Source organism: Saccharopolyspora sp. 6M (assembly GCF_020176775.1).
Taxonomy (GTDB): domain Bacteria; phylum Actinomycetota; class Actinomycetes; order Mycobacteriales; family Pseudonocardiaceae; genus Saccharopolyspora_C; species Saccharopolyspora_C gregorii.
This window is the reverse complement of the sequence record NZ_JAIUJZ010000075.1, coordinates 12,249-38,455: the sequence shown is the minus strand read 5'-3', so window position 1 is coordinate 38,455 and position 26,207 is coordinate 12,249. Positions and strand designations below refer to the sequence as shown.

Annotated in this window: 21 protein-coding genes; 9 read left to right on the top strand and 12 right to left on the bottom strand. The window is 72.9% G+C overall.

The features are described 5' to 3' along the window. Nucleotides 1–190: 190 nt before the first annotated feature. The 3 genes from LCD31_RS12310 to LCD31_RS12300 all read left to right on the top strand — a co-directional run bounded on the left by LCD31_RS12310 (nucleotide 191) and on the right by LCD31_RS12300 (nucleotide 3,210). On the top strand, nucleotides 191–787 hold the full coding sequence (locus LCD31_RS12310; RefSeq protein ID WP_224958120.1) for an MBL fold metallo-hydrolase: 597 nt from the start codon (nucleotides 191–193) through the stop codon (nucleotides 785–787). Nucleotides 788–1,369: 582 nt separating this feature from the next. Continuing rightward, entirely contained in the window at nucleotides 1,370–1,558 is a 189-nt protein-coding gene (locus LCD31_RS12305) for a DUF397 domain-containing protein (protein WP_224958118.1), read from the top strand. A gap of 257 nt (nucleotides 1,559–1,815) precedes the next feature. Further along, the gene (locus LCD31_RS12300; protein WP_224958116.1) at nucleotides 1,816–3,210 is read left to right on the top strand and encodes an FAD-binding oxidoreductase; all 1,395 of its coding nucleotides are present in this window, start codon (nucleotides 1,816–1,818) and stop codon (nucleotides 3,208–3,210) included. A 72-nt stretch (nucleotides 3,211–3,282) separates the two neighbouring features. Here LCD31_RS12300 and LCD31_RS12295 read toward each other — a convergent pair whose 3' ends face one another. The 5 genes from LCD31_RS12295 to LCD31_RS12275 all read right to left on the bottom strand — a co-directional run bounded on the left by LCD31_RS12295 (nucleotide 3,283) and on the right by LCD31_RS12275 (nucleotide 10,601). Next, nucleotides 3,283–5,490, bottom strand: a complete 2,208-nt coding sequence (locus LCD31_RS12295; protein WP_224958114.1) for a transketolase C-terminal domain-containing protein — start codon at nucleotides 5,488–5,490, stop codon at nucleotides 3,283–3,285. Continuing rightward, on the bottom strand, nucleotides 5,474–6,550 hold the full coding sequence (locus tag LCD31_RS12290) for a LysR family transcriptional regulator (RefSeq protein WP_224958112.1): 1,077 nt from the start codon (nucleotides 6,548–6,550) through the stop codon (nucleotides 5,474–5,476). Before LCD31_RS12290 ends, LCD31_RS12295 begins: the two co-directional genes overlap by 17 nt. Nucleotides 6,551–6,555: 5 nt before the next feature. Next, nucleotides 6,556–7,731, bottom strand: coding sequence for a Glu/Leu/Phe/Val dehydrogenase (locus LCD31_RS12285; RefSeq protein WP_224958109.1), 1,176 nt, complete (start codon nucleotides 7,729–7,731; stop codon nucleotides 6,556–6,558). Nucleotides 7,732–7,878: 147 nt separating this feature from the next. Further along, nucleotides 7,879–9,021, bottom strand: coding sequence for an FAD-binding oxidoreductase (locus LCD31_RS12280; protein WP_224958107.1), 1,143 nt, complete (start codon nucleotides 9,019–9,021; stop codon nucleotides 7,879–7,881). Beyond that, the gene (locus tag LCD31_RS12275; protein ID WP_224958105.1) at nucleotides 9,018–10,601 is read right to left on the bottom strand and encodes an aldehyde dehydrogenase family protein; all 1,584 of its coding nucleotides are present in this window, start codon (nucleotides 10,599–10,601) and stop codon (nucleotides 9,018–9,020) included. Before LCD31_RS12275 ends, LCD31_RS12280 begins: the two co-directional genes overlap by 4 nt. A gap of 410 nt (nucleotides 10,602–11,011) precedes the next feature. Between LCD31_RS12275 and LCD31_RS12270 the strand changes: the two genes are divergently transcribed. Together LCD31_RS12270 and LCD31_RS12265 are read left to right on the top strand one after the other, a co-directional pair. Then, a complete protein-coding gene (locus tag LCD31_RS12270) occupies nucleotides 11,012–11,956 on the top strand; it encodes an ornithine cyclodeaminase family protein (RefSeq protein WP_224958103.1) in 945 nt (314 codons plus the stop codon). A 10-nt stretch (nucleotides 11,957–11,966) separates the two neighbouring features. After that, nucleotides 11,967–12,752, top strand: coding sequence for a serine hydrolase (locus LCD31_RS12265; RefSeq protein ID WP_224958101.1), 786 nt, complete (start codon nucleotides 11,967–11,969; stop codon nucleotides 12,750–12,752). A 16-nt stretch (nucleotides 12,753–12,768) separates the two neighbouring features. On the opposite strand, the gene LCD31_RS12260 is transcribed toward LCD31_RS12265, so the two are convergent. Then, nucleotides 12,769–14,337, bottom strand: coding sequence for an amidohydrolase (locus LCD31_RS12260; protein ID WP_224958099.1), 1,569 nt, complete (start codon nucleotides 14,335–14,337; stop codon nucleotides 12,769–12,771). A gap of 20 nt (nucleotides 14,338–14,357) precedes the next feature. Beyond that, a complete protein-coding gene (locus LCD31_RS12255) occupies nucleotides 14,358–15,245 on the bottom strand; it encodes a hypothetical protein (protein WP_224958097.1) in 888 nt (295 codons plus the stop codon). A 561-nt stretch (nucleotides 15,246–15,806) separates the two neighbouring features. On the opposite strand from LCD31_RS12255, the gene LCD31_RS12250 reads away from it, so the two are divergent. From LCD31_RS12250 to LCD31_RS12240, 3 genes are all read left to right on the top strand, one after another. Then, nucleotides 15,807–17,030: a Glu/Leu/Phe/Val dehydrogenase dimerization domain-containing protein gene (locus LCD31_RS12250; RefSeq protein ID WP_224958095.1), complete on the top strand. Its 1,224-nt coding sequence runs from the start codon at nucleotides 15,807–15,809 to the stop codon at nucleotides 17,028–17,030. 331 nt (nucleotides 17,031–17,361) lie between these two features. Further along, the gene (locus LCD31_RS12245) at nucleotides 17,362–17,568 is read left to right on the top strand and encodes a cold-shock protein (RefSeq protein WP_224958093.1); all 207 of its coding nucleotides are present in this window, start codon (nucleotides 17,362–17,364) and stop codon (nucleotides 17,566–17,568) included. A 123-nt stretch (nucleotides 17,569–17,691) separates the two neighbouring features. Further along, nucleotides 17,692–18,633 (top strand): NAD(P)-dependent oxidoreductase, encoded by a 942-nt coding sequence (locus LCD31_RS12240; protein ID WP_224958091.1) that lies wholly within the window; start codon nucleotides 17,692–17,694, stop codon nucleotides 18,631–18,633. 258 nt (nucleotides 18,634–18,891) lie between these two features. Here the strand turns inward: LCD31_RS12240 and LCD31_RS12235 are convergent, their stop codons facing one another. The 3 genes from LCD31_RS12235 to LCD31_RS12225 all read right to left on the bottom strand — a co-directional run bounded on the left by LCD31_RS12235 (nucleotide 18,892) and on the right by LCD31_RS12225 (nucleotide 20,897). Beyond that, nucleotides 18,892–19,062 (bottom strand): hypothetical protein, encoded by a 171-nt coding sequence (locus tag LCD31_RS12235; RefSeq protein WP_224958089.1) that lies wholly within the window; start codon nucleotides 19,060–19,062, stop codon nucleotides 18,892–18,894. Nucleotides 19,063–19,118: 56 nt separating this feature from the next. Continuing rightward, nucleotides 19,119–19,892 (bottom strand): enoyl-CoA hydratase-related protein, encoded by a 774-nt coding sequence (locus LCD31_RS12230; protein ID WP_224958087.1) that lies wholly within the window; start codon nucleotides 19,890–19,892, stop codon nucleotides 19,119–19,121. A 93-nt stretch (nucleotides 19,893–19,985) separates the two neighbouring features. Continuing rightward, the gene (locus LCD31_RS12225) at nucleotides 19,986–20,897 is read right to left on the bottom strand and encodes a TetR family transcriptional regulator C-terminal domain-containing protein (protein WP_224958085.1); all 912 of its coding nucleotides are present in this window, start codon (nucleotides 20,895–20,897) and stop codon (nucleotides 19,986–19,988) included. 195 nt (nucleotides 20,898–21,092) lie between these two features. On the opposite strand from LCD31_RS12225, the gene LCD31_RS12220 reads away from it, so the two are divergent. After that, nucleotides 21,093–22,502: an MFS transporter gene (locus LCD31_RS12220; protein WP_224958083.1), complete on the top strand. Its 1,410-nt coding sequence runs from the start codon at nucleotides 21,093–21,095 to the stop codon at nucleotides 22,500–22,502. Here LCD31_RS12220 and LCD31_RS12215 read toward each other — a convergent pair. Both LCD31_RS12215 and LCD31_RS12210 read right to left on the bottom strand, forming a co-directional pair. Continuing rightward, a complete protein-coding gene (locus tag LCD31_RS12215; RefSeq protein WP_224958081.1) occupies nucleotides 22,480–23,943 on the bottom strand; it encodes an amino acid permease in 1,464 nt (487 codons plus the stop codon). The two genes, LCD31_RS12220 and LCD31_RS12215, sit on opposite strands and share 23 nt — an antisense overlap. 132 nt (nucleotides 23,944–24,075) lie before the next feature. Then, complete coding sequence (locus tag LCD31_RS12210; protein ID WP_224958079.1) at nucleotides 24,076–26,187, bottom strand: catalase; 2,112 nt, start codon at nucleotides 26,185–26,187, stop codon at nucleotides 24,076–24,078. Nucleotides 26,188–26,207 lie beyond the last annotated feature (20 nt).

Genomic DNA, 26,207 nt, shown 5'->3' with positions numbered 1-26,207 from the left:
GTGGCCCGGCTGCCGCGGTCGGGGTGTGGGCGAAGCGTTCGATCGTGCCGTTGGTCCGGGAGCGGGGCAGCGGACTCGAACCGGTCCAGTGCACGGGGCTGACCGAACGGTCCTGCTCGCCGGATTTCCGCGCAGTCTCGGGCGAGGAGAACCGCCGCGACCGGTAACCGAGGAATGCGGCACTGCGGCCGTGCGGATCACCAAGTTCACCCATGCCTGCGTACGGCTGGAACACGAGGGCAGGGTCCTGGTCATCGATCCGGGGACCTGGAGTGAGCCGGGGGCGCTCATCGGCGCGGACGCCGTGCTCGTGACCCATGAGCACGCGGACCACATCGACGTCCTCCGCTTGGCGGGGCTCCGCGTTCCGGTCTACGCGCCGGCCGGCGCCGCCATCACCGGTGTGGACTTCGTCGGCGTCTCTTCCGGCGAAGCGTTCACCGCAGCGGGTTTCCCGGTGCTCGCGTTCGGCAGCCCGCACGCAGCCGTCCACAACGGACAGCCCGGCTGCGCGAACCTGGGCTATCTGGTCGACGGTTCGCTCTACCACCCCGGCGATTCGCTGCACGTGCCCGGGCAGCCGGTGGAGACGCTGCTCGTTCCGGCCCACGCGTCCTGGCTGAAACTCGCGGAAGCCGTCGAGTTCGTCAACGCTGTGCACCCGCGACGCGCGTTCGCGATCCACGATGCCATGCTCAACGAGCGCGGCCTGCGGAGCATCAACAACTGGCTCGCGCAAGCCACCGACAGCGACTACCGCTATCCGGCGCCCGGCGAGTCCCTGTGAACCGTTGGTGCTCCAGCCGGGTTCGGTGATCTGGTTCGTGTCTTCGCCGGTAGTGCCGAAGTCGTGGATCGTCGAACCCGGCCCGGTGTCGCGAGGCAGGCGTACCCGAGGATGCGGAGTGCGCGCGTAGGTCATCGCGGACCCGTCGGCATCCGAGGTCGCGACATTCGGCAGCCGCTGCGTCCCATCCGGGCCGGCATCGCCGGTCACCTCCGGCAGCGTCCACCCGTTCTTGCCAGCCAGTAGCGCCGGCGAACCTCGCGCGTACGCCGCAGCCCGCCGCCGCAGCCCCACCCGGTAAGACCGGCCCGACCGCTGCGGCCAGGTGGTGCGCACCGCCGAGGCGTTCGTGCGGTCGCCGGGTCGTCCGGTCGAGCGTCGCGCGGTCGCCGGTTCGTGCCGCCAGGTGCTGGGGGCTGCCGGTCGGTTCGCCCGGCCGAACCGGACAGCGCCGCCGGGCCGGGCGAACGGTGCAGCGCCCGTCTTCGCTCGGCGCACGGTGTTACTGCAGGTGCCCACTGGAACACGCCGCGGCAGCAACGAAGATGGACCTGTCACCCGTCTCCAGCAGAGAGGGCCGGCATGTCCGAGAAATGGCTCCGCAGCAGCCGCAGCGGCTCGGTCGGCAACTGCGTCGAGGTCGCCCGCTGCGCCGATGTCACCCTCATCCGCGACTCCAAGCAACCGCACGGCGCGCGGCTGCGCGTCTCCCCGGAACGCTGGCGGGGCTTCCTGGACCTCGTCGGCTCCGACCACTGGCACCACCCCTGACCCGTCCGTCGCGGCCGCTGCGCGGCCTCAGGTGAGCACCCCGTTCGTCCGACGGCGATGGGCGAACGCACCTGTCGCCGTCGTGCCGGAACCGGGCTCGTAGGACTCGCCGAGAGCGGACGGTGCGCCGTTCACCTGCGGCGGGGCCGGGGGCGTCCGCGCGGGAGACCATGATCGCGTTTTCCGGAACGGTGCTGGGTGGTGTCACCGCACCGGGTTAACGTGGGGGGGGAAAGTCAGGTGGGAACGGAGGCGTGATGGACACGGAGAGCACGCTCGCGGCGCTGCGGGCACGGGTACCGGAACAGCGGTTGGTGACCGACCCGGACTCCGTCGGCCGGTACGCCCACGACGAAGCCGAGTGGGCCCCGCACGGCACCCCCGCCGCCGTCGTGCGCCCGGAGAGCACCGACGACGTGGTGGCGGTCGTGCAGGTCTGCCACGAACTCGGCGTGCCCGTGGTGCCGCGCGGCGCCGGTACCGGCCTCTCCGGCGGTGCCAACGCCCTCGACGGCTGCGTGCTGATCTCCTTCGAGCGGATGAACCGGATCCTCGAGATCAACCCGCGGGAGCAGCTCGCCGTCACCCAGCCCGGCGTGGTCAACGACGACTTCCGGGCCGCCTGCCGGGAACACGGCGCCTGGTACCCGCCGGACCCGGCCAGCTCGCCCTGGTCGACGATCGGCGGCAACGTCGCCACCAACGCCGGTGGGGTGTGCTGCGTGAAGTACGGCGTCACCCGGGACTACGTGCTCGGGCTCGAAGCCGTCGTCGGCAGCGGCGAGGTCGTGCGCCTCGGACGGCGCACCGCGAAGGGCGTCACCGGCTACGACCTGTGCGGGCTGTTCGTCGGCTCCGAAGGGACCCTCGGCATCATCACCGAGATCACCGTCAAGCTGCTGCCGGGCGTGCGCGCCCCGGAACGCACCGTCGTCGGCTACTTCGACTCGCTCGTCGCCGCCGGGGAAGCCGTCGCCGCCGTCGCGGCCTCGGGCGTGGTGCCCTCCGCGCTGGAACTGCTCGACCGGCACTGCCTGCGCGCCGTGGACGAGTGGAAGAACATGGGTCTCAGCGACGAAGCCGAAGTGCTGCTGCTCGGCCGCTCCGACACTCCGGGCGAGGCGGGTGAGCAGGAGGTCGCCACGCTCGTCGAGTGCTTCGAGAAGGGCGGCGCCACCTTCAGCGCCGCCTCCACCGACCAGCACGAAGCCGACGCCCTGTTCGCCGCGCGCAGGTTGGCGTACCCGGCGCTGGAACGGCTCGGCCCGCTGCTCACCGAGGACGTGTGCGTGCCGCGAGCCCTGGTGCCGGACATGCTCGCGAAGGTCGAGGCGGCCGCGCAGCGGCACGACACCCTCATCGCGAACATCGCGCACGCCGGGGACGGCAACCTGCACCCGCTGATCATCACCCCGGCCGGGGACGAGGCGGCGCGGACGCGGGCGCAACGCGCGTTCGACGACATCGTCGCCGACGCCATCGCCCTCGGCGGCACCGTCAGCGGCGAGCACGGCATCGGCCTGCTCAAGCGGGCGGGCCTGCACGACGAGCTCGGGCCCACCGTGGTCGGCATGCACCACGCGGTGAAGAACGGCCTCGACCCGGCGGGGATCTTCAACCCCGGCAAGGTCTTCGGCACGCCGGAGGGGTGATCTCCTCGTTCGCCCAGCCTCGGTCGATCGATCGGGCCGCGCTCGGCTCTGCTGGGGCTCGGGTGCGGTAGCTCATCTCGGTCGCCCGCGGAGGAGGTCTCGGGCGGCGTCCTCCACGGTCTGCTCGTCCAGCAGCACGTGCCCTGCGGCGGCGCCGAGCGGGATGAAGCTGTCCGCGCTGGTCACGCGGGCGATCGGTCCCGTGAAACCGCCGTCGACCAGCGCCGTCACCACCGGTTCGGAGACGCCGCCGCTGCGGCGGGTCTCGTCGACCACCAGCACCCGGCCGGTCGCCCGGGCCGCGGCGAGCAGGTCGGCGGCGGGCAGCGGGCTCAGCCAGCGCAGGTCCAGCACCCGGACACCCGCGCCCTCGCGGCGCAGGCGCCGCGCCACCCGCAGGCACCTGGGCAGGCCGTTGCCGAAGGTCACCAGGGTCAGCTCGCCGCCGTCGCCGTGGGTGCGGGCCCGGCCGATCGGCACGTGCTCCTCGCTCGGCGCCGGGTACCGGGCGCGCCAGCCGTCGTCGCCCGGCTCGTGCAGGTCCCGCTCGTGGTAGAGCGCGATCGGTTCGAGGAACACGCATACGCGCCCGTCCTCGCGCGCCGCGGCCACGCAGGTGCGCAGCATCGCCGCGGCGTCCTCCGGCCGGGACGGGGAGGCCACCACCAGGCCGGGGATGTCCCGCAGCGCCGCCACCGAGTTGTCGTTGTGGAAGTGCCCGCCGAACCCCTTCTGGTAGCCGTAGCCCGCGATCCGCACCACCATCGGGTTGCGGAACCGTCCGTCGGAGAAGAACCCCAGCGTCGCCGCCTCGCCGCGCAGCTGGTCCGCCGCGTTGTGCAGGTAGGCGAGGTACTGGATCTCCGGGATCGGCAGCATCCCGGCCAGCCCGCTGCCGAGGGCGGTGCCGAGGATGCTCTGCTCGTCGAGCAGGGTGTCGAACACGCGTAGCCCGCCGAAGCTCCGGCGCAGGCCGCGCGTCACCCCGTACACCCCGCCCTTGGTCCCCACGTCCTCGCCGAACACGAGCACCCCGGGATCGGTGGCCAACGCGTCCGCCAACCCGCGGTTGATCGACTCGGCGAGGGTGAGCGGGCCTTCCGATTCCGGTGGCGCGGTGCCGAAGTGCGTCGCGCGCCCCGGTTCGACGCGGGTCGCCCGGTCGCGCACCGCCGCGGGATGCGCCGGGGCGATCGCGGCCATCACCTCGGCGCGGTCGGCGAGCTTCGGCCGGGACAGCACTTGCTCTGCGGTGCGGGCGACCGCGGCGCGCGCGGCCTCGTAGCGCTCCAGCACCGCGCCGGGGGAGCGGACGCCGCGGCGCACCAGCGCGGTCGCGGTGGCCAGCAGCGGGTCCCGCGCGTGGTCGGCGAGGATCTCGGACCTCGTGCGGTAGCCCGATTCGACGTCGGAACCGGCGTGCCCCATCAGCCGGACCGTGCGCAGGTGCAGCAGCGCGGGCCGCCGGTGCACCCGCACCCAGTCCGCCAGCTCGGCCGCGATCTCCAGGCCGCGCACCGGATCGGCACCGTCCGAAGTGGAATAGCGCAGCGCCGGGTGCCGCGCCGCGGCGATCCAGTCCGGCGGGGTGCGCACGCTGATGCCGATCCCGTTGTCCTCGCACACCAGCAGCAGCGGCACCGGCAGACCCTGGTGCGCGGTGTGCGCCGCGGCGTTGATCGCGCCGAGCGCGGTGGAGTGGTTCGCGGAGGCGTCGCCGAAGCTGGTCACCACCACCGAGTCCGGCGGCCACTCGCAGCGCAGCCCGAGCCGCTCGGCGCGGCCCAGCGCGAACGCCAGCCCGGTGGCCCGCGGCAGGTGCGAGGCGATGGTGGAGGTCTGCGGGACGATGCCGAGCTCGCCGTGCCCGAAGACCTTGTGCCTGCCCGCCGAGATCGGTTCCTCCGCGGAAGCGACGACGCCGAGCAGCACGTCCCGCAGCGCGTCGTGCCCCGGAACCTGTGCGGCCCGACGCAGGTAGAACGCCCCGGAGCGGTAGTGCAGCAGCGCCGGATCGGTGGGCCGCAGCGCGGCCGCGACCGCGGCGTTCGACTCGTGCCCGCTGGAACCGATGCTGTAGAAGCCGAGCTTGCGGCGGCCCAGCGACCGCGCGGCGAAGTCCAGGTGCCTGCTCCCGGCCTGCGCGTCGAACAGGTCCAGCAGTGCGGTATCAGAGACGGGACCGTCGGCGGGGCCGGGCTCGTCGCCCGGCGCGAGTTCCGCCACCGCGGTGCGGAAGTGCTCGTCGATCTGCTCGACCTGCTCACCGACGTGGTTCATGATCACTCCGTTCCGCTCGGGCACCGACCACGGGACCCGCGCCCGCTTCCGGTTCGGTGTCGTGCCACCGCAGGTCGACCGGTCCTTCCGGCGGGGCGGCGGGTTCTCGGCCGGGTTCGGCGCCGTCGGGCCACACGGGGAACTCGCCCTCGCCCGCCCAGCGCTCGGCGAGGTCCGCGCCCGCTCGGTGCAGGCAGTCCAGCGCGATCGGCAGCAGCGGGTTGGTGTTCTCCTTGCGGTACAGCGCGCGCACCCGGCGCTGCGGTTGCCGGCCCGCGAGCCGGATGATCCGCACCGACCCGGCGCCGAGCGCGAGTCCGGGCAGCAGCGCGACGCCCATGCCGCGGGCCACCAGGTCCCGGATCACCGAGTAGTCGTTGCTGCGGAAGGTGATCCGCGGGACGAACCCGCTCGCGGCGGCCAGCCGCACCAGGGATCGCGCCCCCGAAGTGTCCCGGCGGGTGCAGATCCACGGTTCGTCGGCCAGTTCGTGCAGCGGAATCTCCGCCGCGCCGGTCAGCCGGTGCCCGGCGGGCAGCACCAGCCGCATCGGTTCGGAGACCACTTCGTCCACCCGCAGCTCCGCGGGCCACTGGCGCGGGTCCAGGTCGTACTCGAACACCACCGCGGCGTCGAGCACGCCGTCGAGCACGCTGTCCACCACCTCGTCCGGTTCGCCTTCGTCCAGCTGCAGTTCCGCGTGCGGGCGCCGTTCGAGCACCGAGGCGAGCACGCCGGGCAGGATGCGGGCGTTGGCGGTGGCGAAACCGGCCAGCCGCAGGCTGCCCTCCTCGCCGCTGACCATCGCGCGCACCTCGCGTTCGAGGGATTCCAGCGCCCCCAGCGCGTCCCGGCTGCGTTCGGTCAGCCGGACGGCGAGCGCGGTGCAGCGGGCGCTGCGCGCCGAGCGCTCGAACAGCGGAGCCCCGACGGCGCGTTCGAGCAGCGCCATCTGCTGGGACACCGCCGAGGCGGTGTAGCCCAGTGCCCGGCCCGCCTCCGCGAAGGAGCCGGTGCGCACGCATTCCTGCAGGGTCCGCAGGTGGATCGGGTTGAGCACGCTGATCAGCCACCCGCGCCGATCGGTTCCGCCTCGGCCCGCGCCGACCGGCCGCGCAGTTCCATCGCCGCCCGCACCCGGTCCTGCGCCAGGTCCAGCGCGGCGGTGCGCGGATCGAGGCCGCGGTCCCGCGCGGAGCGCAGCACCAGGGAGGTGTTGTCGCGGCAGCGCTCGGCGACCTCGTCGAGGATCCGGTCCGCGGCGGGGCGGAACGCGGACCGGCGCGCGTCCATCGCGAATCCGGCGGCGATGGCACCCCCGGCGTTGGCGATGAAGTCCGGCACGACGGTGATCCCGCGGTCGGCCAGCACCGCGCGGGCTCCCGGCGTGGTCGGCAGGTTGGCGCCTTCGACCACGAGGTCGGCGCGGACCTCGGCGGCGAGCTCTGCGCCGAGCACGTCCTGCCCGGCCGCGGGCAGCAGCACGTCGCAGTCGACGAGCAGTTCGGCGCCGCGGTCGAGCCGCTTGACCGCCGGGGCGTCGCGCACGCAGGCGTCGCCGTGCTCGGTGCGGCGCGCCAGCCACCACGGCACGTCCAGCCCGTCCGGGTCGTGCACCGCGCCGTCCACTGTGGACAGCGCGACGACCTGCGCACCGAGCTCGTGCAGGCGGCGGACGGCGGCCGCGCCGACCGCGCCGAACCCCTGGACCGACACCCGCGCCCCGGCGATCGGCCGGCCGCGCAGCCGGAGCGCCGCGTCCAACGCGGCCACGACGCCGTGCCCGGTGACGCCGAGCTCGTCGTAGGGCACGCCGCCCAGCACCTCGGGCACCCCGACGGCGGCGCCCCGGTCGCCGAGCTCGTCCTGGATGATCGCGGCGTCCCGCTCGGTCATGCCCATGTCCAGGCCCGCGACGTAGCTGGCGGGGATCTGGTCGGCGAGCTTGCGCGCGAACGCGCGCACCACGCGCTCCTTGTCCGGCGCGGCCGGGTCGGCGACGATGCCCGCCTTCGCACCGCCGTGGAACAGGTCGGCGGCGGCCCACTTCCACGTCATCACCCGGGCCAGCCGGGCGATCTCGGTGACCGTCACCGCGGGGCTCATCCGGATGCCGCCCTTGCCGGTGCCCCGGGCGGTGTTGTCCACCACCAGCACGCCGCGCATCCCGGTCCGGGAGTCGGAGACGCAGACGATCTTCTCGGGGCCCCATTCGTCGATCGACTGCAACGGGTCGTTCACGGCTGCCTCCAGCGTGATGTCGTCGTGCTGCGATGGCGGAACCGCGCGGGTTCCGGGGCGTGCTCGGCGGTCCGGTCGGTCGGCCACCGGTGCGGATCGAACGGTTCCGCGCGCGAGCGGAGGTCGAGGGGTCCGCCGACGGGGTGCTCAGACGAGATTGCGTTCCGGGCGGTGCTCGTCGCGGGCGAAGCGGTCCACGCCGAGCCCGCTGACGTCGACCGGTGGTGGCCGGTCCAGCACCAGGTCGCGGACCACTTCGCCCACCGCCGGGCTCTGCAGGAAGCCGTGCCCGGAAAAACCGGTCGCGTACAGGAACCCGCGCACCTCCGCCGCCGAGCCGATCAGCGCGTTGTGGTCGGGGCTCAGTTCGTAGAGCCCGGCCCAGCGGTGCGCCGCGCCCAGCGCGGCCAGCGCCGGTGCCCGCTGTTCAACGGTGTCCGCGAGCAGTTCGAGCCAGCCGTCGTCGAGGTGCGGCTCGGCGCTGTCCAGCGGGTCCGGCATGCCCATCAGCAGGCCGGGCCCCTCCTCGTGGAAGTAGAAGCCGGTCCCGAAGTCGATGGTGAACGGCAACCGGTCGGGCAACCCGGGTGCCGGTTCGGTGACCAGGATCTGCCGCCGCAGCGGCCGGACCGGCAGCTCGACCCCGGCCATCGCGCCGACGGCCGCCGACCAGGCGCCCGCCGCGCACACCACCGCGGAGGTGGCGACCGGGCCCGCGTCGGTGCGCACCCCGGTCACCGCACCGCCGGTGACCTCGATGCCGGTCACGGCGCAGTGCCGCTGGATCCGCGCGCCGCAGCGGCGCGCTCCGGCGGCGTAGCCCTGCACCACGCCGTCCGGGGTGCAGTGCCCGTCGGTGGGGGAGAAGGCGCCGGCGAGCACGTCGTCCACGGACACGGGTGGCGAGAGCTCGCCCGCCTCCCGTGCGGTGAGCATCCGGCTGGGGACACCGCAGGCGTTCTGCAGCCGCACGGACTCCTCGAACGCCGCCACGTCCGCCGGATCGGTGAGCAGGAACAGGTAGCCGTTCCGGCGCAGGTCGATGCAGCCGCCGGGCCGTTCGTCGAAGCGGGCGAACGCGCGCAGGCTGCGCGCACCGAGCTCGATGTTGACCGGGTCGGAGAACTGCGCCCGCACCCCGCCTGCCGCCTTGCCCGTGCTGCCGGAGCCGAGTTCGCCGCGTTCCAGCAGGAGCACATCCGCTCCCGCCTCGGCGAGGTGGAAGGCGATGGAGGTGCCCATCGCCCCGCCACCGATCACGACGACCTCGGCCCGGCCCGGCGGGGTCACTCGGTGCCGCCCAGTTCGGGCGGCAACCGGTAGCCGCGGTCCGGCTCGACGGTGGCCACGTCCATCTGGGCCTTCTGCAGCTTGCCGGAGAAGTCCCAGTTCAACGACTGCCAGCGGGTGAACTGGTCGAGCACCCAGATGCCCGACTGCCTGCTGCCGTTCCCGGACCGCCCGTTGCCGCCGAACGGCAGGTGCGCCTCCGCGCCGGAGGTCGAGTTGTTCACGCTGACCATGCCGGCCCGGGTGCCCTGGCGGAACCGGAAGGCCGTGGCCGGGTCGGTGGTGTAGACGGCGGCGGAGAGGCCGTATCCGGGCGCGTCGCCGAGCTCGATCGCCTCGTCCAGGCTGTCGAAGGTGCTGACCCCGACGATCGGGCCGAAGGTCTCCTGGGCGAACACGTGGTCCTCGGGGCGCAAGCCGTCCAGCAGCACGGGGTGGTAGAACAGCCCGGCCTCCGGGTCTCCCAGGAATCCGGCGCGCGGCGCGTCACCGCGGATCCGCCCGACGAACTCGGACCCCAGGACCCGGTGGTGGTCGGCGATGGTGTCCAGCACCGCTTCGAAGCCGTTGGCGAACTTCTGGTCGAGCAGCGGCCCGTAGAGCACCTCCTGCGCCGGGTCGCCGATCACCGCGTCGCGCAGCGCGCGGTCGAGCCTGCTCACGAACTCGTCGTGCACGTCCCGGTGCACGATCAGGTTGCCGAGCGAGGTGCAGCGCTGCCCCGCCGTTCCCCAGCCGGAGAACAGCGCGCCCTCCACGGCCAGGTCGAGGTCGGCGTCCGCGGCCACCACCATCGGGTTCTTCCCGCCGAGCTCCAGGCAGGGGCTCTGGGCGTAGCGGCCGCACAGCTCGCCGATGCGCGAGCCGACGGCGCTGGAGCCGGTGAAACCCACCTTGTCGACCAGGCCGTCGCGCAGCGCGGTCTCCAGCCCGGCGTAGGTGGCCTCGCCGTCGGCGTACACCAGGTTCAGCACGCCGCGCGGCACCCCGGCCCGCCAGGCCAGCTCGGCGACGGCGCGCGCGGCCGCGGCGGCGTACTCGGCCGGTTTCCACACCACCGCGTTGCCGCAGAGCAGGGCTGGCACCAGGTACCAGGACGGCACCGCCACCGGGAAGTTCCCCGCGGTGATCACCGCTGCCACGCCCACCGGAACCCGGAAGGTGAACAGCTGCTTATCCGGCATCTCGGAGGGCACCGTCTGCCCGTAGAGCCGCCTGCCCTCGCCGAGGAAGAAGTCGCAGGTGTCGACGATCTCCTGGACTTCGCCGAGCGCTTCGGCGTAGGGCTTGCCGATCTCCCTGGTCACGAGCCGGGCGAGCGACTCCTTGTTCGCCTCGACCAGCCTGCCGAGCTCGGCGACGACCCGGCCGCGCACGGGAGCGGGCACCTGCGCCCACTCGCGCTGCGCGGTGCGGGCGGCCTTCGCGGCGGCGTGCAGCGCGTCCGCTCCGCCGAGCTCGACCCGCGCCACCACGTCGTCCAGCCGCGCGGGGTTGCGGGAGAGGTACTCGCCGGTGCCGGACCCGGTCGCCGCCTCGTGCGCGCCTGCTCCGATCACCGAACTCACCGTCGTCGACACCGTGGTCCACCTCTTCCTCGTGCGTGCTTGCGGGTGCGTGCTCGCGCTCGTGCCGTCGGCGGCCGGGGCCGGTCGGCGAGTCGCTCGTCGGGAACCGGGAAATCGGGTACCGGGGCGTCGGGCAGGGCGGAGCGGGGAGCCGCCGGAGCGCGGAGGACTGCCGGCTGCGGTGTGCGACCGGCCGTGGAACTCACGGTAACCGCGCAGGCGTTCGAACATCGAGCATCAGAAGAGTGATTTCCTGACGTTCTGAGCGACAGCGATGCTATTGCTCCGCGAGATCGTCCGCCGCGCGTCCCGGGGCCCCGCGTCCCTAGAGCCCGCATCCCGAGAGCCCGGTGCCCGAACCCCGTTCCCAGCACCCCGCCCCGCGTGCCAGGTTGCGGGGGAACCGCGAACCGGAGGAACCGATGACCGACCTGATGTGGACCGACGCGGACGTGACCGCGGCCCTGGACCTCGACACGGCGATCCGCTCGCAGCGGACCGCGTTCGAAGCGCTCGCCGACGGCCGGGCGCGGCTCGCCCCGAAGGTCTCGGTGCCCAGCGGCACCGGCACCGCGCTGAGCTACCTCGGCACCGTCTCGCCGGAGCACGGCGCCGTCGCCAAGCTCATCTCGGTGCACCCGGGCAACGCCGAGCTGGACCTGCCGGTGATCTCGGGGACCCTTCTGGTGCTCGACGCCCGCACCGGCGGACCGCGCGCGGTCCTGGCGGGCACCGCGCTCACCGAGCTGCGCACCGCGGCGGGCAGCGCGGTCGCCGTCGACGCCCTCGCTCCCGGAGCGGCGGCCGACCTCGCGGTGCTCGGTTCCGGCGTCCAGGCCCGGGCGCACGTGCGCGCCATCGCCCGCGTGCGGGAGCTGCGGAGCGTCCGCGTGCACGGCCGGAACCGGCAGCGGCGGGAGGCGCTCGCCGCCGAGCTCGCCGCCGAACTCGGGCTCGACGTGCGCCCCGCGGACACCGCCGAGCAGGCCGTCCGCGGCGCCGCGATCATCGCCACCTGCACGCTGAGCGCCGAGCCGGTCGTCGCGACCGACCTGCTGGAACCCGGTGCCACGGTGGTGTCGGTGGGCTCCTTCGAACCGCACCGCCACGAGGTCGACGCGGAGCTCGTGCGGCGCGCGGGGGCGGTCGTGGTCGACGATGCGGACACCGCCGCCGGCCACGCCGGCCCGATCGTGCGCGCGCTGCGCGACGGGGACCTGGACCGGGCCCGGCTGCGCTCGCTCGGCGAGGTGCTGACCGGGCGCGCTCCGGGCCGCACCGCGCCGGAGGACCTGGTGTTCTACAACAGCGTCGGCGTGGGGGTGCAGGACGCCGCCGCGGCGCACGCGGTGCTCGGCACGCTCTAGGAGGGCTCGGATGGGTTTCGCGCGGCGGTTGGCGGACTCGCTTGCCGGAGTGCGCCCGGACTTCCCGGGCCGCCTCGGGTTCGCCGCGTGGGACCTGCGCGAGCGGGTGCCGGTGCTCAGCGGCGCCGACCGCGAGGTGCACCCGGCGAGCACCATCAAGGTGCTCGTGATGATCAGCGCGCTGCGGGGCGTCCACGGTGGACTGTTCACCCTGGACGACCAGATGCCGGTTCCCGCGGAACGAGCCGGAGGTTCCGGCGTGCTGCACGAACTGTCCGGAGTGGATCGGCTCGCCCTCGGCGACCTGATCACGCTCATGATCGTGATCAGCGACAACGCCGCGACGAACGCGGTGATCGACGCCGTGGGCTTCCCGGCGATCGCCCGCTGCGCCACCGACCTGGGGTGCACTGCCACCCGGGTGGAGCGGCGGCTGATGGACGTGCGGGCCCCGGGCCGGAACACGACCAGCGCCCGCGACCAGGCGCGGATCCTGGACCGGCTCGCCACCGCGCGGGCGCTGCCACCGGACCTGACCGCGCACGCGCTGCGCGTGCTCTCCCGCCAGCAGGTGCGCGATCGGCTGCCCGCGCTGCTGCCGGAGGGCGTCCGCTGCTGGAACAAGACCGGCGAGATCGCGCACTCCCGGCACGACGTGGCGCTGATCGGCGACCACCGGCCGCGCGCGGTGGTGGCCGTGCTGGTGGACGAGCTCGCCGACGAGCGGGCCGCGCACCGCCTCGCCTGCGACCGCATCGCGGACCTCGGACTGCGCGTGTTCCACGCGCTGGGGTGACGTCCTCGGCCGGTCGTCAGCGCCGGTGGACGGGTTCTCCGTCCACGAAGGTCAGTTCCACCCGGGCCCGGCCGATCTCCTGCGGCGGCAGGGAGAACGGGTCGCGGTCGAGCACCACGAGGTCGGCCGCCTTGCCCGGCTCCAACGACCCGGTCTCGGCGGCGAACCCGTTCGCGCGCGCCGCGCCCGCGGTGTGCGCGGTCAGCGCCGTCTCCAGCCGCAGCGCCTGCTCCGGCAGGAACGCCGAGGCCCCGCCCGGTTCGCGGCGGTTCACCGCGGCGTGCACCGCGGCGAGCGGATCGGGATCGGAGACCGGCCAGTCGCTGCCCGCGGCGAGCGGGGCGCCCGCTTCGTGCAGCGACCGGAACGGGTACTGGCGCGCGGCGCGCTCGGCACCGAGGCGCGGGATGGTCAGCTCCGTCATCGCCGCGTCGGGGACCGCCCAGGCCGGCTGGACGTTCGCGGTCACGCCGAGCTCCCGGAACCGCGGCACGTCGTTCGGGTGCACCACCTGCACGTGCGCGATCTGGTGGCGCAGCCCCGAACCCGGCGCGGCGGCGACGGCGTCCAGCGCCGCGCGCACCGCCCGGTCACCGACGGCGTGGAAGTGCACCGCGAAGTCCGCGGCGGCGAGCGCGGTGACGACCTCCCGCAGCTCGGCGTCCGGGAGGTGGGCCAGCCCGCGGCCCTGCTCGCCGAGGTAGGGGGCTTCCATGGCTGCGGTGCGGTTCTCGCACACCCCGTCCAGCATGACCTTCACGTGCTCGGCCCGGAACCGCTCGCCGCGCGCCCGACGCCGCCGCTCGACCAGCTCCGGGATCTGCTCCGCGCCGCGGCGGCGGTCCCACCACAGCGCGCCCTGCACCCTGGCGCGCAGCCGCCCCGCGCGGTCGAGTTCCCGGTAGGTGTCCAAGACGTCCGCGTGCCCCAAGTAGGCGCCGACGATCGCGTCCTGCCACCCGGTGACGCCGTGCGCGTGCAGCACCCGCTGGCCCTCCAGCAGCGCCGCGCGGTGCTCGCCGGGATCCGGGGCGGGCAACGCGCGGGCCACGAGGTCCGCGGCGCCCTCGTGCAACGTCCCGGTGGGCCGGCCGCGCCCGTCCCGCTCGATCCAGCCGTCCGGGGGATCGGGGGTGTCCGCGCGCACCCCGGCGAGGCGCAGCGCGGCGGTGTTCGCCCAGGCGCTGTGCAGGTCGCGGTTGAGCAGGTACGCGGGCCGGTCCCCGGTCACCGCGTCCAGCTCGCCCGCGGTCGGCGCGCCACCGGGGAACAGCGGCGAGTCCCAGCCGCCGCCGAGCACCCAGCCGGCACCGCCGTGCGCGGCCACGGTCCGCAGGCACTCCGCTGCGCTCGTCGCCGCCGTGAGGTCGCAGCGCAGCCGCCGCAGCCCGCCGAACACCGGGTGCGCGTGCGCGTCCTGGAACCCGGGCAGCAGCAGCCGCCCGGACAACCGCACCACCTCGGTGCGGCTCGTGATCAGCGGCCGCACCGCCGGCTCGCCCAGCGCGAGGACGCGGCCCGCCCGCACGGCGAGCGCGTCGGTGCGCGAACCGCCGGCGTCCGAGGTGACGACCGGGCCGTCCACGAACGCCAGGTCGGCGCCCGTCAGCGATGCTCCTCGCCGGTGATCACCGAGACCGCGAGCTCCCGGTCGTGCTCGTCCACCTCCGGGACCTGGAACCCGGTGCCGCGGATGTGGTCGACCAGCGCCGCGTCCGGCGGGACCCCGTGCTTGCGTAGGTAGTAGCCGACCGCGCCGGGCCAGATCCACCGGCCGTCGGTGTGGAAGGTCAGCGGCACGTCGGCGGGAGCGGCGGGGTCGAGCTGGTCGGTGTCGTAGCTGCGCGCCGCCAGCACCACCGGCGCCCGGTCGAGGTAGTCGACGAGCCCGCGCAGCTCCGCGTCGTCGATCCCGGGCCGGTCCACCTGCGGGCGCCCGTCCTCGTCGACCGAGTCGAAGACCTCCGCGGTGCGCAGCGCGGGCGTGCGGGTGGCGCTGCCGGTCGCGTCCGGGATTCCCGCGCCCCGCGCGAGCCAGGCGGGGATGTTCGCGCCCGCGCGCGGGTAGGTGCGCAGCTCCGCGGCGAACTCCTCGGGCGGCGGGGTGCGGTTCCAGCCCGGCTCGTGGTCGCCGTTGAAGTCGACGCTGTAGCTGCTGGGCCGCTGCAGGCGGTAGAGGGCGCTGATCCAGGTCCCGCGGTCGGCCTCGTGCATGCCGTGGCGGAGGCGGGCGAACAGCCCCGCGACCGCGTCCGGGACCGCGATCGGGATCGGGGTGCCGTTGGGAGCCAGCAGTTGCGCGGCGAGCTCGGCGTGCCCGCCCACGGCGCGGTACTCGACGGTGACCTCGCTCCACGCGGGGGGCATGGAGCGCAGCAGCACCCGGCCCACCTCCTGGATGAGGTTCTGCTGCGCCGCCTGGTCCAGCGCACCCGGCGGATCCTGCGGATCCGGTCGGTGGGGCCCCTGCTCGGGGAGTCCCGGTTGGCTCATGCCTGCATCCTCCCAGCCCATGCGCGGGCGGCGGAGCCGATTCCCCGAACTCGTGCGCGCCCGACGTCCTGCGTTCACCCGCGCGAAGCCGCGGGCGGACAACTGCCGCGCCCAGAGCTTAAGACCCCGGACGAGTGAGTGTCGGCGGCCAGCTGTCCCCTTCCCGGCGATCTCCGATTAGCCTGGTCAGCGGCTTGCCGGCACATCACGGGCGGGTTTCGCCGTGAACTTCGGATGACGGCGCGAATGTCGGATACGACGATTGTTGACAATAAATCCAGCTCGGGTTTAGCTTCGATCCATCGCCGGCGAGACGTGGAGGTGACCATGCGGGCCCATGAGCACGGCCTTCCCCGTCCCCTCCGCTGGCTGGCTTCTTCATCGCTCTGGCTGCGACATTGAGGCTGATCACCGCTTGAGGCGGTGATCACGACGCGCAGCGCGTGCGGCCGGCCGAGCCGGGCCCCGCGGGACCAGTCCCTGAGCGGTGCTCGAACTCCCTCGCCGGAACACGCCCCTTCTGTAGGTAACTCTGGTGGGGGGCATCGCGGCGCCCATGCCATGCACTGCACTTGGGAGGAGGTTCGGCCGGTGGCACTCGTCGACTGCGACCCGCTGATGAGGGTGACCTGGACAGATCCGGTGACGGGGAAGAACGGGTTCCTCGTCGTGCACAGCCTGGTGTCAGGCCTGGCGACCGGCGGAACCCGGATGCGCGCCGGATGCACGATGTCGGAGGTGGAGGACCTGGCGCGGGGGATGGCCCGCAAGACCGCCGTGTTCGACCTGCCGGTCGGTGGCGCCAAGGGCGGCATCGACTGCGATCCCAAGGACCCGGACGCGCACGGCGTGCTGCGCCGCTTCGTCGAGGCCATGCGTCCGTGGATCGACGCGCACTGGGTGACCGCCGAGGACCTGGGCGTGCCGCAGCACCTGATCGACGACGTGTTCGTCGAGGCCGGGCTGCAGCAGTCCTACCACGCGGCGATCCGCCGGGCGCCCGACGTGGAGCACACGCTGCGCCGGGTGCGGGCCGGGCTGAACGCGCCCGTTCCCGGCGGGCTGCTGCTCGGGGATGTGGTCGGCGGCTACGGCGTGGCGCAGTGCTGCCTCGGCGTGGTGCACGCCCGCGCCTGGGACCACGCGAGCACCACCGTCGCGGTGCAGGGCGTGGGGACCATGGGTGGCGGTGCCGCCTGGTACCTGCACGAGGCCGGGCTGAAGGTGGTCGCGGTGGCCGACGCCGCGGGTTCGCTCTACCACCCGGACGGGCTCGACGTGCCCGCGCTGCTGGAGGCCCGGGACCGGTTCGGCGAGATCGACCGCGACCAGGTGCCCGCGGACGTGCAGCGGCTGCCGCGGGACGCGGTGCTCTCGATCGACGTGGACGTGCTGATCCCGGCCGCGGTGTCCTACGCGATCACCCCGGAGCGGGTGGCCCAGGTCAACGCCAAGGTGATCATCGAGGCGGCGAACACGCCGGTCACCGCCGAAGCGGAGCGGCAGCTGGCGGACCGCGGAGTGCCGGTGATCCCGGACTTCGTGGCGAACTCCGGCGCGGTCGCCTGGGCGTGGTGGCTGCTGCTGGGCCGGGTGGACGCCGACCCGGTGCTGTCGTTCAGCGTGCTCCGGGAGGAGATGCTGGCGAAGATCCCGCCGCTGCTGGCGGCCTGGGACGCCGACGGCACCACGCCGCGCACGGCCGCGCTGCGGCTCGCGGACTGGCAGACCGAGCAGAACAAGGTGGCGGAGGCCGAGGGGAGGCTGCTGGTCAGCATTCCGTAGGCTCACCGCATCAGACTGGAACGTGGGCGCCATCCCGGCTCCGGGGTGGCGCGCACGCCCATTTCGGGGAAATCGTCGGAATGCGGATGGGCGTTACACCGGACTTCGGTCGCCACGACTTCGGGTGACAAGTGTGTGACAACCCGCTGTCGGGGTGCTAGCGTTGACCGCGGTTGCAGTTTTGGTTCCCAGAAGTACTAAAAAGTGCCTGCGAGACAAGTGTGGCGCAGGCGCTTTGTTGTGCCGGAGGCCGTTCGGCCCGGGTGATCATCTCGGCGACTTGGGGTTGACGCAGTGTCGGCCCTGGCCATCTGAAGTAGGAGTAAAGAGAATGGCTACCGGTACCGTTAAGTGGTTCAACGCTGAAAAGGGCTTCGGCTTCATCACCCCCGACGGGGGTGGATCCGATGTGTTCGCCCACTACAGTGCGATTGACGCCTCCGGTTTCCGCACGCTGGACGAGAACCAGCGCGTGGAGTTCGAGATCGCCCAGGGCCCGAAGGGTCCGCAAGCTTCGCAGATTCGCGGCATCGCCTGAGTCAAGCCGATAGCGAGAGGCCCACGCCTGCCAGGCGTGGGCCTCTCGCATGTTCGTCGTGGGCGCCGGCCGCGACGCGGTAGGCTGCCCACCCCGCTGAAGTCGATCTTTGCGAGGTTCCGGGTGTCCCTTCGTGTGTTCGTCGCCGGAGCCACCGGCGTGGTCGGTACGACGCTGCTGCCGAAGCTGCGGGAACGCGGGCACCACGTGACCGCGCTGCTGCGCACCGCCGGCCGCGCGCAGGGCGTGACCGGTGCCGACGAGGTCGTGGTGGCCGACGTGCTGGACCTGCCGCGGCTGCGCCAGGTGCTGCAGCGCGCGGAGCCGGACGTGGTGGTGGCGCAGGTGTCCGGCTTCCGCGGACCGGACTTCGACGACGCGCTGGCCCGCACCTCGCGGCTGTGGGAGCAGGGCACCGGGAACCTGGTCGAGGCGGCGGCCGATGCCGGGGTGCGCCGCGTGGTGGCGCAGAGCATGGTCGCCGCGTACTGCCCGAACGGCCACGACGTGCTGGACGAGGACTCGCCGCTGTGGATCGACGCCCCGGGGCGCTGGGGCGAGGTGGTGCGGGCGGTGGCCGACATGGAGCGCGCGGTCGTGGAGCGCACCGACCTGGAAGGCGTGGTGCTGCGCTACGGTTCCCTGTACGGGCCGGACACCTGGTACGCGCCGGGCGGACTGGTGCACGAGCAGGTCCGGGGCAGCGCGCTGCCGCTGGTCGTGGACGGGGTCGGGCTCACCTCGTTCACCCATGTGGAGGACGCGGCCAGCGCCGTCGTGGAAGTGCTGGAGGCAGGGGAGACCGGCACCTACAACGTGGTGGACAACGAACCCGCGGAATACGCCGAGTGGTTACCGGCGTACGCCCGGATGATCGGGGGCCCGGCGCCGTTGTCGCTGACGTTGGACCAGGCCAGGGCGCAGCTGGATTGGCTCACCGTGCACCGGCTGACCGAGCAGCGGGGGGCGACGAATTTCCGGCTCCGGGAGACGTTGGGCTGGCGTCCGGGATGGCCCAGTTGGCGTGAGGGATTCGCGACGATGTTCGGCCTCTGGCCGGGCTGAGCGCCGGGGCGAGTTCGCACTGGAAATGGCGAGTTGCTTTCGCGCGTCCGGTGGCGCGGAAAGGCCGGGATCGCTCGTTCCAGGCGGTGCAGGTGATCGTGGTTAAGCTACCGGGTTCCGGAATGGTGCGGGGCAAGTTCTAGGAACTTTCCGAAAAGAACTTGACCTCCGTATCGGGTGCGACTAATGGGTCCGCAACGCGCCGCGCCCCGGAATCCGGCATTCGTCGTGATCGGCGCGCGGCGCGCGGGGATCCCGTCAGTCGCGTTCGTAGTCCTCGTCATCGGGGACCACCAGCTGCTGGTCCGCGAGATCGGCCGGATCGGCCTCCGCGGACGATTCGGCGGGGACGGTGAGGTCCTCGCCCGCGGTGTCCTCGGCGGGACGGTTCTGATCGGCTGCGTCGGCTTCCGGAGTCTCGGGGTTCACGGCGCTCCTTCCGCGGATCGGGCTTCTCGACGCCACCGTATCGGTCCCGGCCGCGTTCAGCCCCCGAGCGGCGGGAAGTCCGGCCGGCGCCGCTCGTGGAAGCTGCGCACCCCCTCGCGCACGTCGGGGCGGCCGAAGGCGGTGACCATCCGGTTGTTCGCGTCGGCCCGGGCCGTCTCCAGTCCGCTGTCCAGGCCGGAGTAGATCTGCTCCTTGATGTCGGCCAGCGACGCGGGGGAGCACTCGGTGGCCAGCACGTGCGCGTACTCCAGCGCCGCCGCCAGCACCTCCGAGGCGGGCAGCACCCGGTCCACCAGTCCCATCCGGTGCGCCTCGGTGCCCGGCAGGGTCCGGGCCGAGAGCATCAGGTCCAGCGCGGCGCCCGCGCCCACCAGCTTCGGCAGCAACCAGGAGATGCCGTGCTCGGCGACCAGGCCGCGCCTGCTGAACGCGGTGGTGAACTTGGCGTCCTCGGCCGCGAAGCGCACGTCCGCGAACAGGGCCGCGACCAGGCCGATCCCGGCGACCGGCCCGTTGATCGCGGCGATGATGGGTTTGCGGATCCGGATCGACAGCGAGATCGCCCGCTCGTCGACGTCCGGCTCGGGGGTGTCGCCCAGTGCGGAGAGGTCCGTGCCCGCGCAGAACCCGCGCCCGGCACCGGTGACGACCACCGCGCGCACGGACGGGTCGGCGTCGGCTTCTTCCAGCAGGTCGAAGTAGCGCCGCCGCATGCTCGGCGTCCACGCGTTGAGCCGGTCCGGCCGGTTGAAGGTCAGCAGTAGCACCGCATCCCGGTGCTCGACCAGGATCTCGTCGTCCTCCGGCACCTGATCACCTCCGTGGCGAGTGCTTTCGGAAACTACCGAGCCGCACCAGGGGGTTCAACCGGCGATCGAGCGACCCGGACGGGCGAGCAGAGATCACCACCCGTGATCGCTCCGGCGCGGACGAGATGCTCGGTCTCCGCGGTCGCCGACCACGTCGCGCCTGATGAAGTCGTGCAGGACCTGCCGCATCCGCGGGACCGAACGTTCCGGGCGGCCGGTGAGGACTCCGATGCCGAGTCCGTCGATCAGGGCGGTCAAGCGCACCGCGAGCTCCTCGGCGTCACCGCCGGTGAACACGCCCTGCCGCTGCCCCTGCCGGATGGTTCGCGCGATCGTGTCGTGCCACCGGGTGTAGGAATCGCCGTGCAGCCCGCGCAGCTCGGGGCGCAGCGCGCTCTCGTTCCACACCTGCAACCAGATCGACCACTCGCGGCGCAGCTCCGGGGAGCCGGGCAGCTGGAGCTCCACCAGGCGCAGCAGCCGCCGGTGCGCGTCGTCGATGCTGTGCAGCTCGGCGACCTGCCGGTCGAAGGCCTGGCGCACCGAGTGCCGCAGCGCCTCGGTCAGCAGGTCGTCGCGACCCGGGAAGTGGTAGTGGATCGCGGCCGCGCTCACCCCGCACGCCTCGGCGATGTCGGCGACCCGCACCGAGTGGTAACCGCGCTCGGCGATGAGCTCCCAGGCCGCGTCGAGGATCTGCTGGTAGCGGTCGCCGCCGGACCGTTCCGGTGGACGTGCCGCCCGCCGCGGTGCCGCGGCCACCGTCTCCGCGTCGTCCTGGCCGTTGATCAGCCAGTTCACCGTCACCTGGCCGAGCTCGGCGATGCGGGTGAGCTCGACCGGCGTGAACCGCCGGACCCCGCTCAGCGACTTGGACAGCTTGCTGGCGTCCAGCCCGATCCGGTCGGCGAACTCCCGGTGGCTGCCCTGGTGTGCGGCCACCACCTCGCGAACCCTGGCGCGCAAGGCGGCGGGTCCGGCGTCTTCGGGCGGTTCGGAGGTCATCGTCTCGTGCGGTCGTGGGGTCGGGGAGTCAGGCGCGGCGCGCGGGCAGGACGCTACCAGCGCCGCGGAAACCCTCGAACTGCGTGCGCGGCGGTTCCGGACGGTGACCGGGGACCGTTCCTTAGCACCTCACGGTCCGCTTGATCGGCCCCCCTCAGCCGAGACGAGCCGTCGGTGCACCGTCAGGATGTGGGAATGACGGGAACTACCGCCTCGACGACGACGCAGCGGTGGCAGGCGCTGGGGGTGTGCCTGCTGGCGGGATTCATGACCCTCCTCGACGTCAGCATCGTCAACGTCGCGCTGCCGTCCATGCAGCAGGGGCTGGACGCCCCGCCGGTGGCGCTGGGCTGGGTGGTGTCCGGCTACGCGTTGACCTTCGGGCTGGTGCTGGTGCCCGCCGGGCGGCTCGGCGACGACCGCGGGCGCAGCCGGATGTTCGTGCTCTCGCTGCTGCTGTTCACCGCGGCCAGCGCGGCCGCCGGCTTCGCGCCGTCGGCCCTCTGGCTGGTGGTCGCCCGGCTGGTGCAGGGCGTCGCGGGCGGCATGCTCAACCCGCAGGTCCTGGGCCTGATCCAGCAGCTGTTCCAGGGCCCCGAACGGGCGAAGGCCTTCGGCATGTTCGGCGCGGTCATCGGCGTGTCCACCGCGATCGGCCCGCTGCTGGGCGGGCTCATCATCGAGTTCGCGGGGAGCGAGCAGGGCTGGCGCTGGGTGTTCTTCGTGAACGTGCCGATCGGGCTGTTCGCGCTGGCGTTCGCCGCGAAGGTGCTGCCGAAGGACGAGGTGGAGGAAGGGCCGCGCAGCCTCGACCTGGTCGGGGTGCTGCTGCTGGCCGGGGCGTTGCTGGCGGTGCTGCTGCCGCTCATCCAGCAGGAGAGCGGGGCGGGCACGCCGTGGTACCTGCTGGGCGCGGCGCCGGTGCTGCTGGTGCTGTTCGTGCTGTGGGAGCGGTACTACCGCGGCCGCGGCCGGGAACCGCTGGTGGACCTGGGGCTGTTCAGCATCCGCAGCTACAGCTTCGGCACCGCGCTGGGGATGCTGTACTTCGCCGGGTTCACCAGCATCTTCTTCGTGCTGGCCCTGTACTTCCAGCGCGGGCTGGGGTATTCGCCGCTGCAGGCGGGGCTGGCGATGACGCCGTTCGCGATCGGTTCCGCCACGTCCTCGGCGGTGACCGGGCGGCTGGTGAACAGGTTCGGCCGGTCGCTGGTGGTGCTGGGGCTGGTGGGGGCGCTGGCGGGACTGGTGGTGACCGATCTGCTGCTGTCGACGGGGCCGGGGGCGGCCGCGGGCCTGGTGGTGGCGGCACCGCTGCTGCTGGCCGGGGTCGGCAGCGGGCTGGTCATCTCGCCGAACCAGACCGTCACGCTCTCCAAGGTGGACGCGGCCCGGGGCGGGACCGCGGCGGGCGTGCAGCAGACGGGGCAGCGGCTCGGCACGGCCATCGGCACCGCCACCGCGTCCGGGTTGTTCTTCGGCGCGATCGCCACCGGCGGCTACGACGCGGCGATCTCGATCGGGCTGCTCGTCGCGGTCGGGTTCGTGACGCTGGCGCTGCTGCTGGCGGTGGCCGAGCAGCTCATCCTGACTCGGCGTCGCTGACCGGTTCGGCGGTGGCCAGCCGGGACTTGCGGTACCCGTAGAGCAGGTAGATCGCCAGGCCGACCACGAGCCACACGGCGAACCGCAGCCAGGTCAGCACGCTCAGGTTCGACATCAGGTACAGGCAGGCGACGGCGGTCAGCACGGGCAGCACCGGGGACCACGGCATCCGGAACGGGCGCGGCAGGTCCGGTTCGCGGCGGCGCAGCACCGGGATCGCGATGGCCACGATGACGAAACCGGACAGCGCGCCGATGCTGACCATGTCGGCGAGCTCGGAGATCGGGATGAACCCGCCGAGCAGCATCACCAGCACCGCGCCGCCGATCGTCACCCGGTGCGGGGTCCCCCACTTCCGGTGCACCTGGGAGAGCTTCGGCGGCAGCAGCCCGTCCCGGCTCATCGCGAACCCGATCCGGCCGATGGTCACCAGCTCCACCATCATCACCGAGGTCAGGCCGGTGACGGCGCCGAGCGCGATGAGCGCGGCGACCCAGTGCGCGCCGACCGAGTGGAAGGCGGCGGCCAGCGGTGCGGCCTCGTCGATCTGCCGGTAGTCGACCATCGCGCTGAGCACGAGCGCCACCAGCACGTACAGCACGGTGCACACGATCAGGCTGCCGAGCAGGCCCACCGGCAGGTCCCGCTTGGGCCGCTTGGTCTCCTCGCCGAGGTTGGCCAGCGCTTCGAAACCGGTGTAGGCGAAGAAGACGATCGCGGCCGCGGTGAGCACCCCGCCGAACCCGTACATCGACTGCTCCATGCCGAGCGCCGCGGACACCAGCGGCTGCTCCAGCACGCTCGCGCCCTGCTCGGCGGGCTGCGCGGGCGGCACGAACGGGGTGAGGTTCGCGCCGGTGAAGAAGAACAACCCGGCGATGACGACCAGCACGCAGACCGACACCTTGACCACGACCAGCACGTTGGTCAGCCAGGACGACTCGCGGATGCCGAGCACGGCCACGATGGTGAGCACGCCGATGATGAGGACGGCGCCGACGTTGACCGTCGCCTCCTCGCCGAACCACTCCGGCGGCAGCCCGAGCAGGCTGGAGACGTAGCCCGACCAGCTGCGGGACACCACCGCGGCGCCGAGCGCGAACTCCAGCAGCAGGTCCCAGCCGATGATCCAGGCGAAGATCTCGCCGAGCGTCGCGTACCCGTAGGTGTAGGCGCTGCCCGCCGTCGGCACCGCCGCGGCCAGCTCGGCGTAGCAGAGCGCGGCCAGCGCGGCGACCACGCCGCCGATCAGGAACGCCACCACCACCGCGGGCCCGGCGTGCTCCTTGGCCTCGACGCCCGCCAGCGTGAAGACACCGGTCCCGATGATGATGCCGATGCCGAAGCCGACGAGGTCGACACCGGACAGCCGCCGCGCGAGGCCGCTGCGTTCGGTGCGGTCCAGCACGTGCTGGACGGGAAGAGTTCGCAGAACACCCACGGGCAGCACGGTAGAAGCTCGCGGAGGTGAAAGCGAAACATCCGGCGCGGCGTGATGGACCTGGTACCGGAGTGGGACCGATCGGCGCAGCGCGGCGACCCGTGCGGGCCAGCGGCTGCGCCGATCGGGGGCTCAGGCCACGACCTGGGTGGTGTCCCGGTCCCACGCCCGGTGCCCGGCGAGCACCGCGGCGAACTCCTCGATGAACTCGGCGGGCAGTCCCGCGCCGCCGGGCACCGCGGTCACCACGCCCTGGTCGCTGACCACGTTGTCGCCCTCGCCGGCGTGCCGCACGAAGTCCAGCCCGGCGCGTTGCAGCAGGGCGAGCCCCTCGTCGCTGGCGCCGACCGGCTTGGCGTGTTTGAACGCCTCCGCCACGAAGTGCGCCGCGTAGCCGTCCTTGGACAGCGCCTGCACGCTGTCGGCGCCCCCGGGCACGATCACCGCGTCGTAGACCGCGGAGGACACCGTGGGGATCGCGCGGTCCACCTCGACCTGGCTCTCGTCGGCGCCGCGCACGCTGCCGTCGCGGGTGCCGAGCACCTCCGCGACCGCGCCGCGCTCGGCGAAGCCGTCGCGCAGCTGCGCCACCTCCGCCTGGTCGACCCCGTCGGAGACGAGCAGCGCGATGGTGCGGGTGGCGATGGTGTCCTGCACCGAGTTCGCCTGGCTCAGCGCGGGAGAGCGGTCGTCGTGGCCCGGTCCGGACGCGGCCTCGGGCGGGGTCACACCGATCCCCTCGGCGACGGCGACGGCGAGGTCGTGGTCGATGTGGTTGATCTGCGCGACCGCGCCCTCCCGCACGTGCATGTGCTCGACCTTGCCGAGTTCGAAGCGGAACGCGGCGATGATGTGCTCCCGCTCCCACCAGGCCATGCTGTTCCAGAACAGCCTCGCCTGGGTGTAGTGGTCCTGGAAGCTCTCGCTGCGTTGGCGGATCTTCGCGCCCTCCACCTTCTCCTGGTAGTGCTCGAAGGCGCCCTCGCCGGCCCCGGCGAGCACCGGGCAGCCGCCGCCGAGGCTGTTGTTCGAGTAGCTGGCCTGCCCGCGGTGGATCCGGTGCTGCTGGAACCCGTCGCGCTGGTTCGTGGAGACCTCCGCGACCGGCCGGTTCACCGGGATGTGCGCGAAGTTCGGTCCGCCCAGCCGGATCAGCTGGGTGTCCAGGTAGGAGAAGTTCCGCGCCTGCAGCAGCGGGTCGTTCGTGAAGTCGATGCCGGGCACCACGTTCGCGGTGTGGAAGGCGACCTGCTCGGTCTCGGCGAAGAAGTTGTCCGGGTTGCGGTCCAGCACCATCCGGCCGACCGGGCGCACCGGCACCTGCTCCTCCGGGATGATCTTCGTCGCGTCCAGCAGGTCGAAGTCGAAGTCGTGCTCCCGGGACTCCTCGACCAGCTGCACGCCCAACTCCCACTCGGGGAAGTTCCCGGACTCGATGGCGTCCCACAGGTCGCGGCGGTTGAAGTCGGGATCCTTGCCCTGCACCTGCTGGCACTCCTCCCACACCAGCGAATGGGTGCCCAGCTTCGGCTTCCAGTGGAACTTCACGAACGTGCCGGTGCCCGCGGCGTTGACGAACCGGAACGTGTGCACGCCGAAGCCCTGCATCATGCGGTAGCTGCGCGGCAGCGCCCGGTCCGACATCAGCCACATGATCATGTGCAGCGTCTCGGGCTGCAGCTGCACGAAGTCCCACAGCGTGTCGTGCGCGGACTGCGCCTGCGGGATCTCGTTGTGCGGCTCCGGTTTCACCGCGTGCACGAAGTCGGGGAACTTGATGCCGTCCTGGATGAAGAACACCGGCATGTTGTTGCCGACCAGGTCGTAGTTCCCCTCCGCGGTGTAGAACTTCGTGGCGAAGCCGCGCACGTCGCGCACCGTGTCCGCCGAACCGCGCGAACCCGCGACCGTGGAGAAGCGGACGAACACCGGGGTGCGCCGCTGCGGATCGGTGAGGAACTTCGCGGCCGTGTAGTCGGCGAGGGAGGAGTCGTAGGCCTCGAAGTAGCCGTAGGCGCCCGCGCCGCGCGCGTGCACCACCCGTTCCGGGATGCGTTCGTGGTCGAAGTGGGTGATCTTCTCCCGCGCGTGGAAGTCCTCCAGCAAGGTGGGTCCGCGCGCGCCCGCGGTCAGCGAGTCGTCGGTGTGGCCGACGCGGACACCCTGCTGAGTGGTGAGGTAGGTGTCCTGCGGGTCGTGCCGCACTTCGTCGAGCTGGTCCTGCTTGTCGCGGTGAGAAGTCATGCCGAGCCTCCGGGAACGGG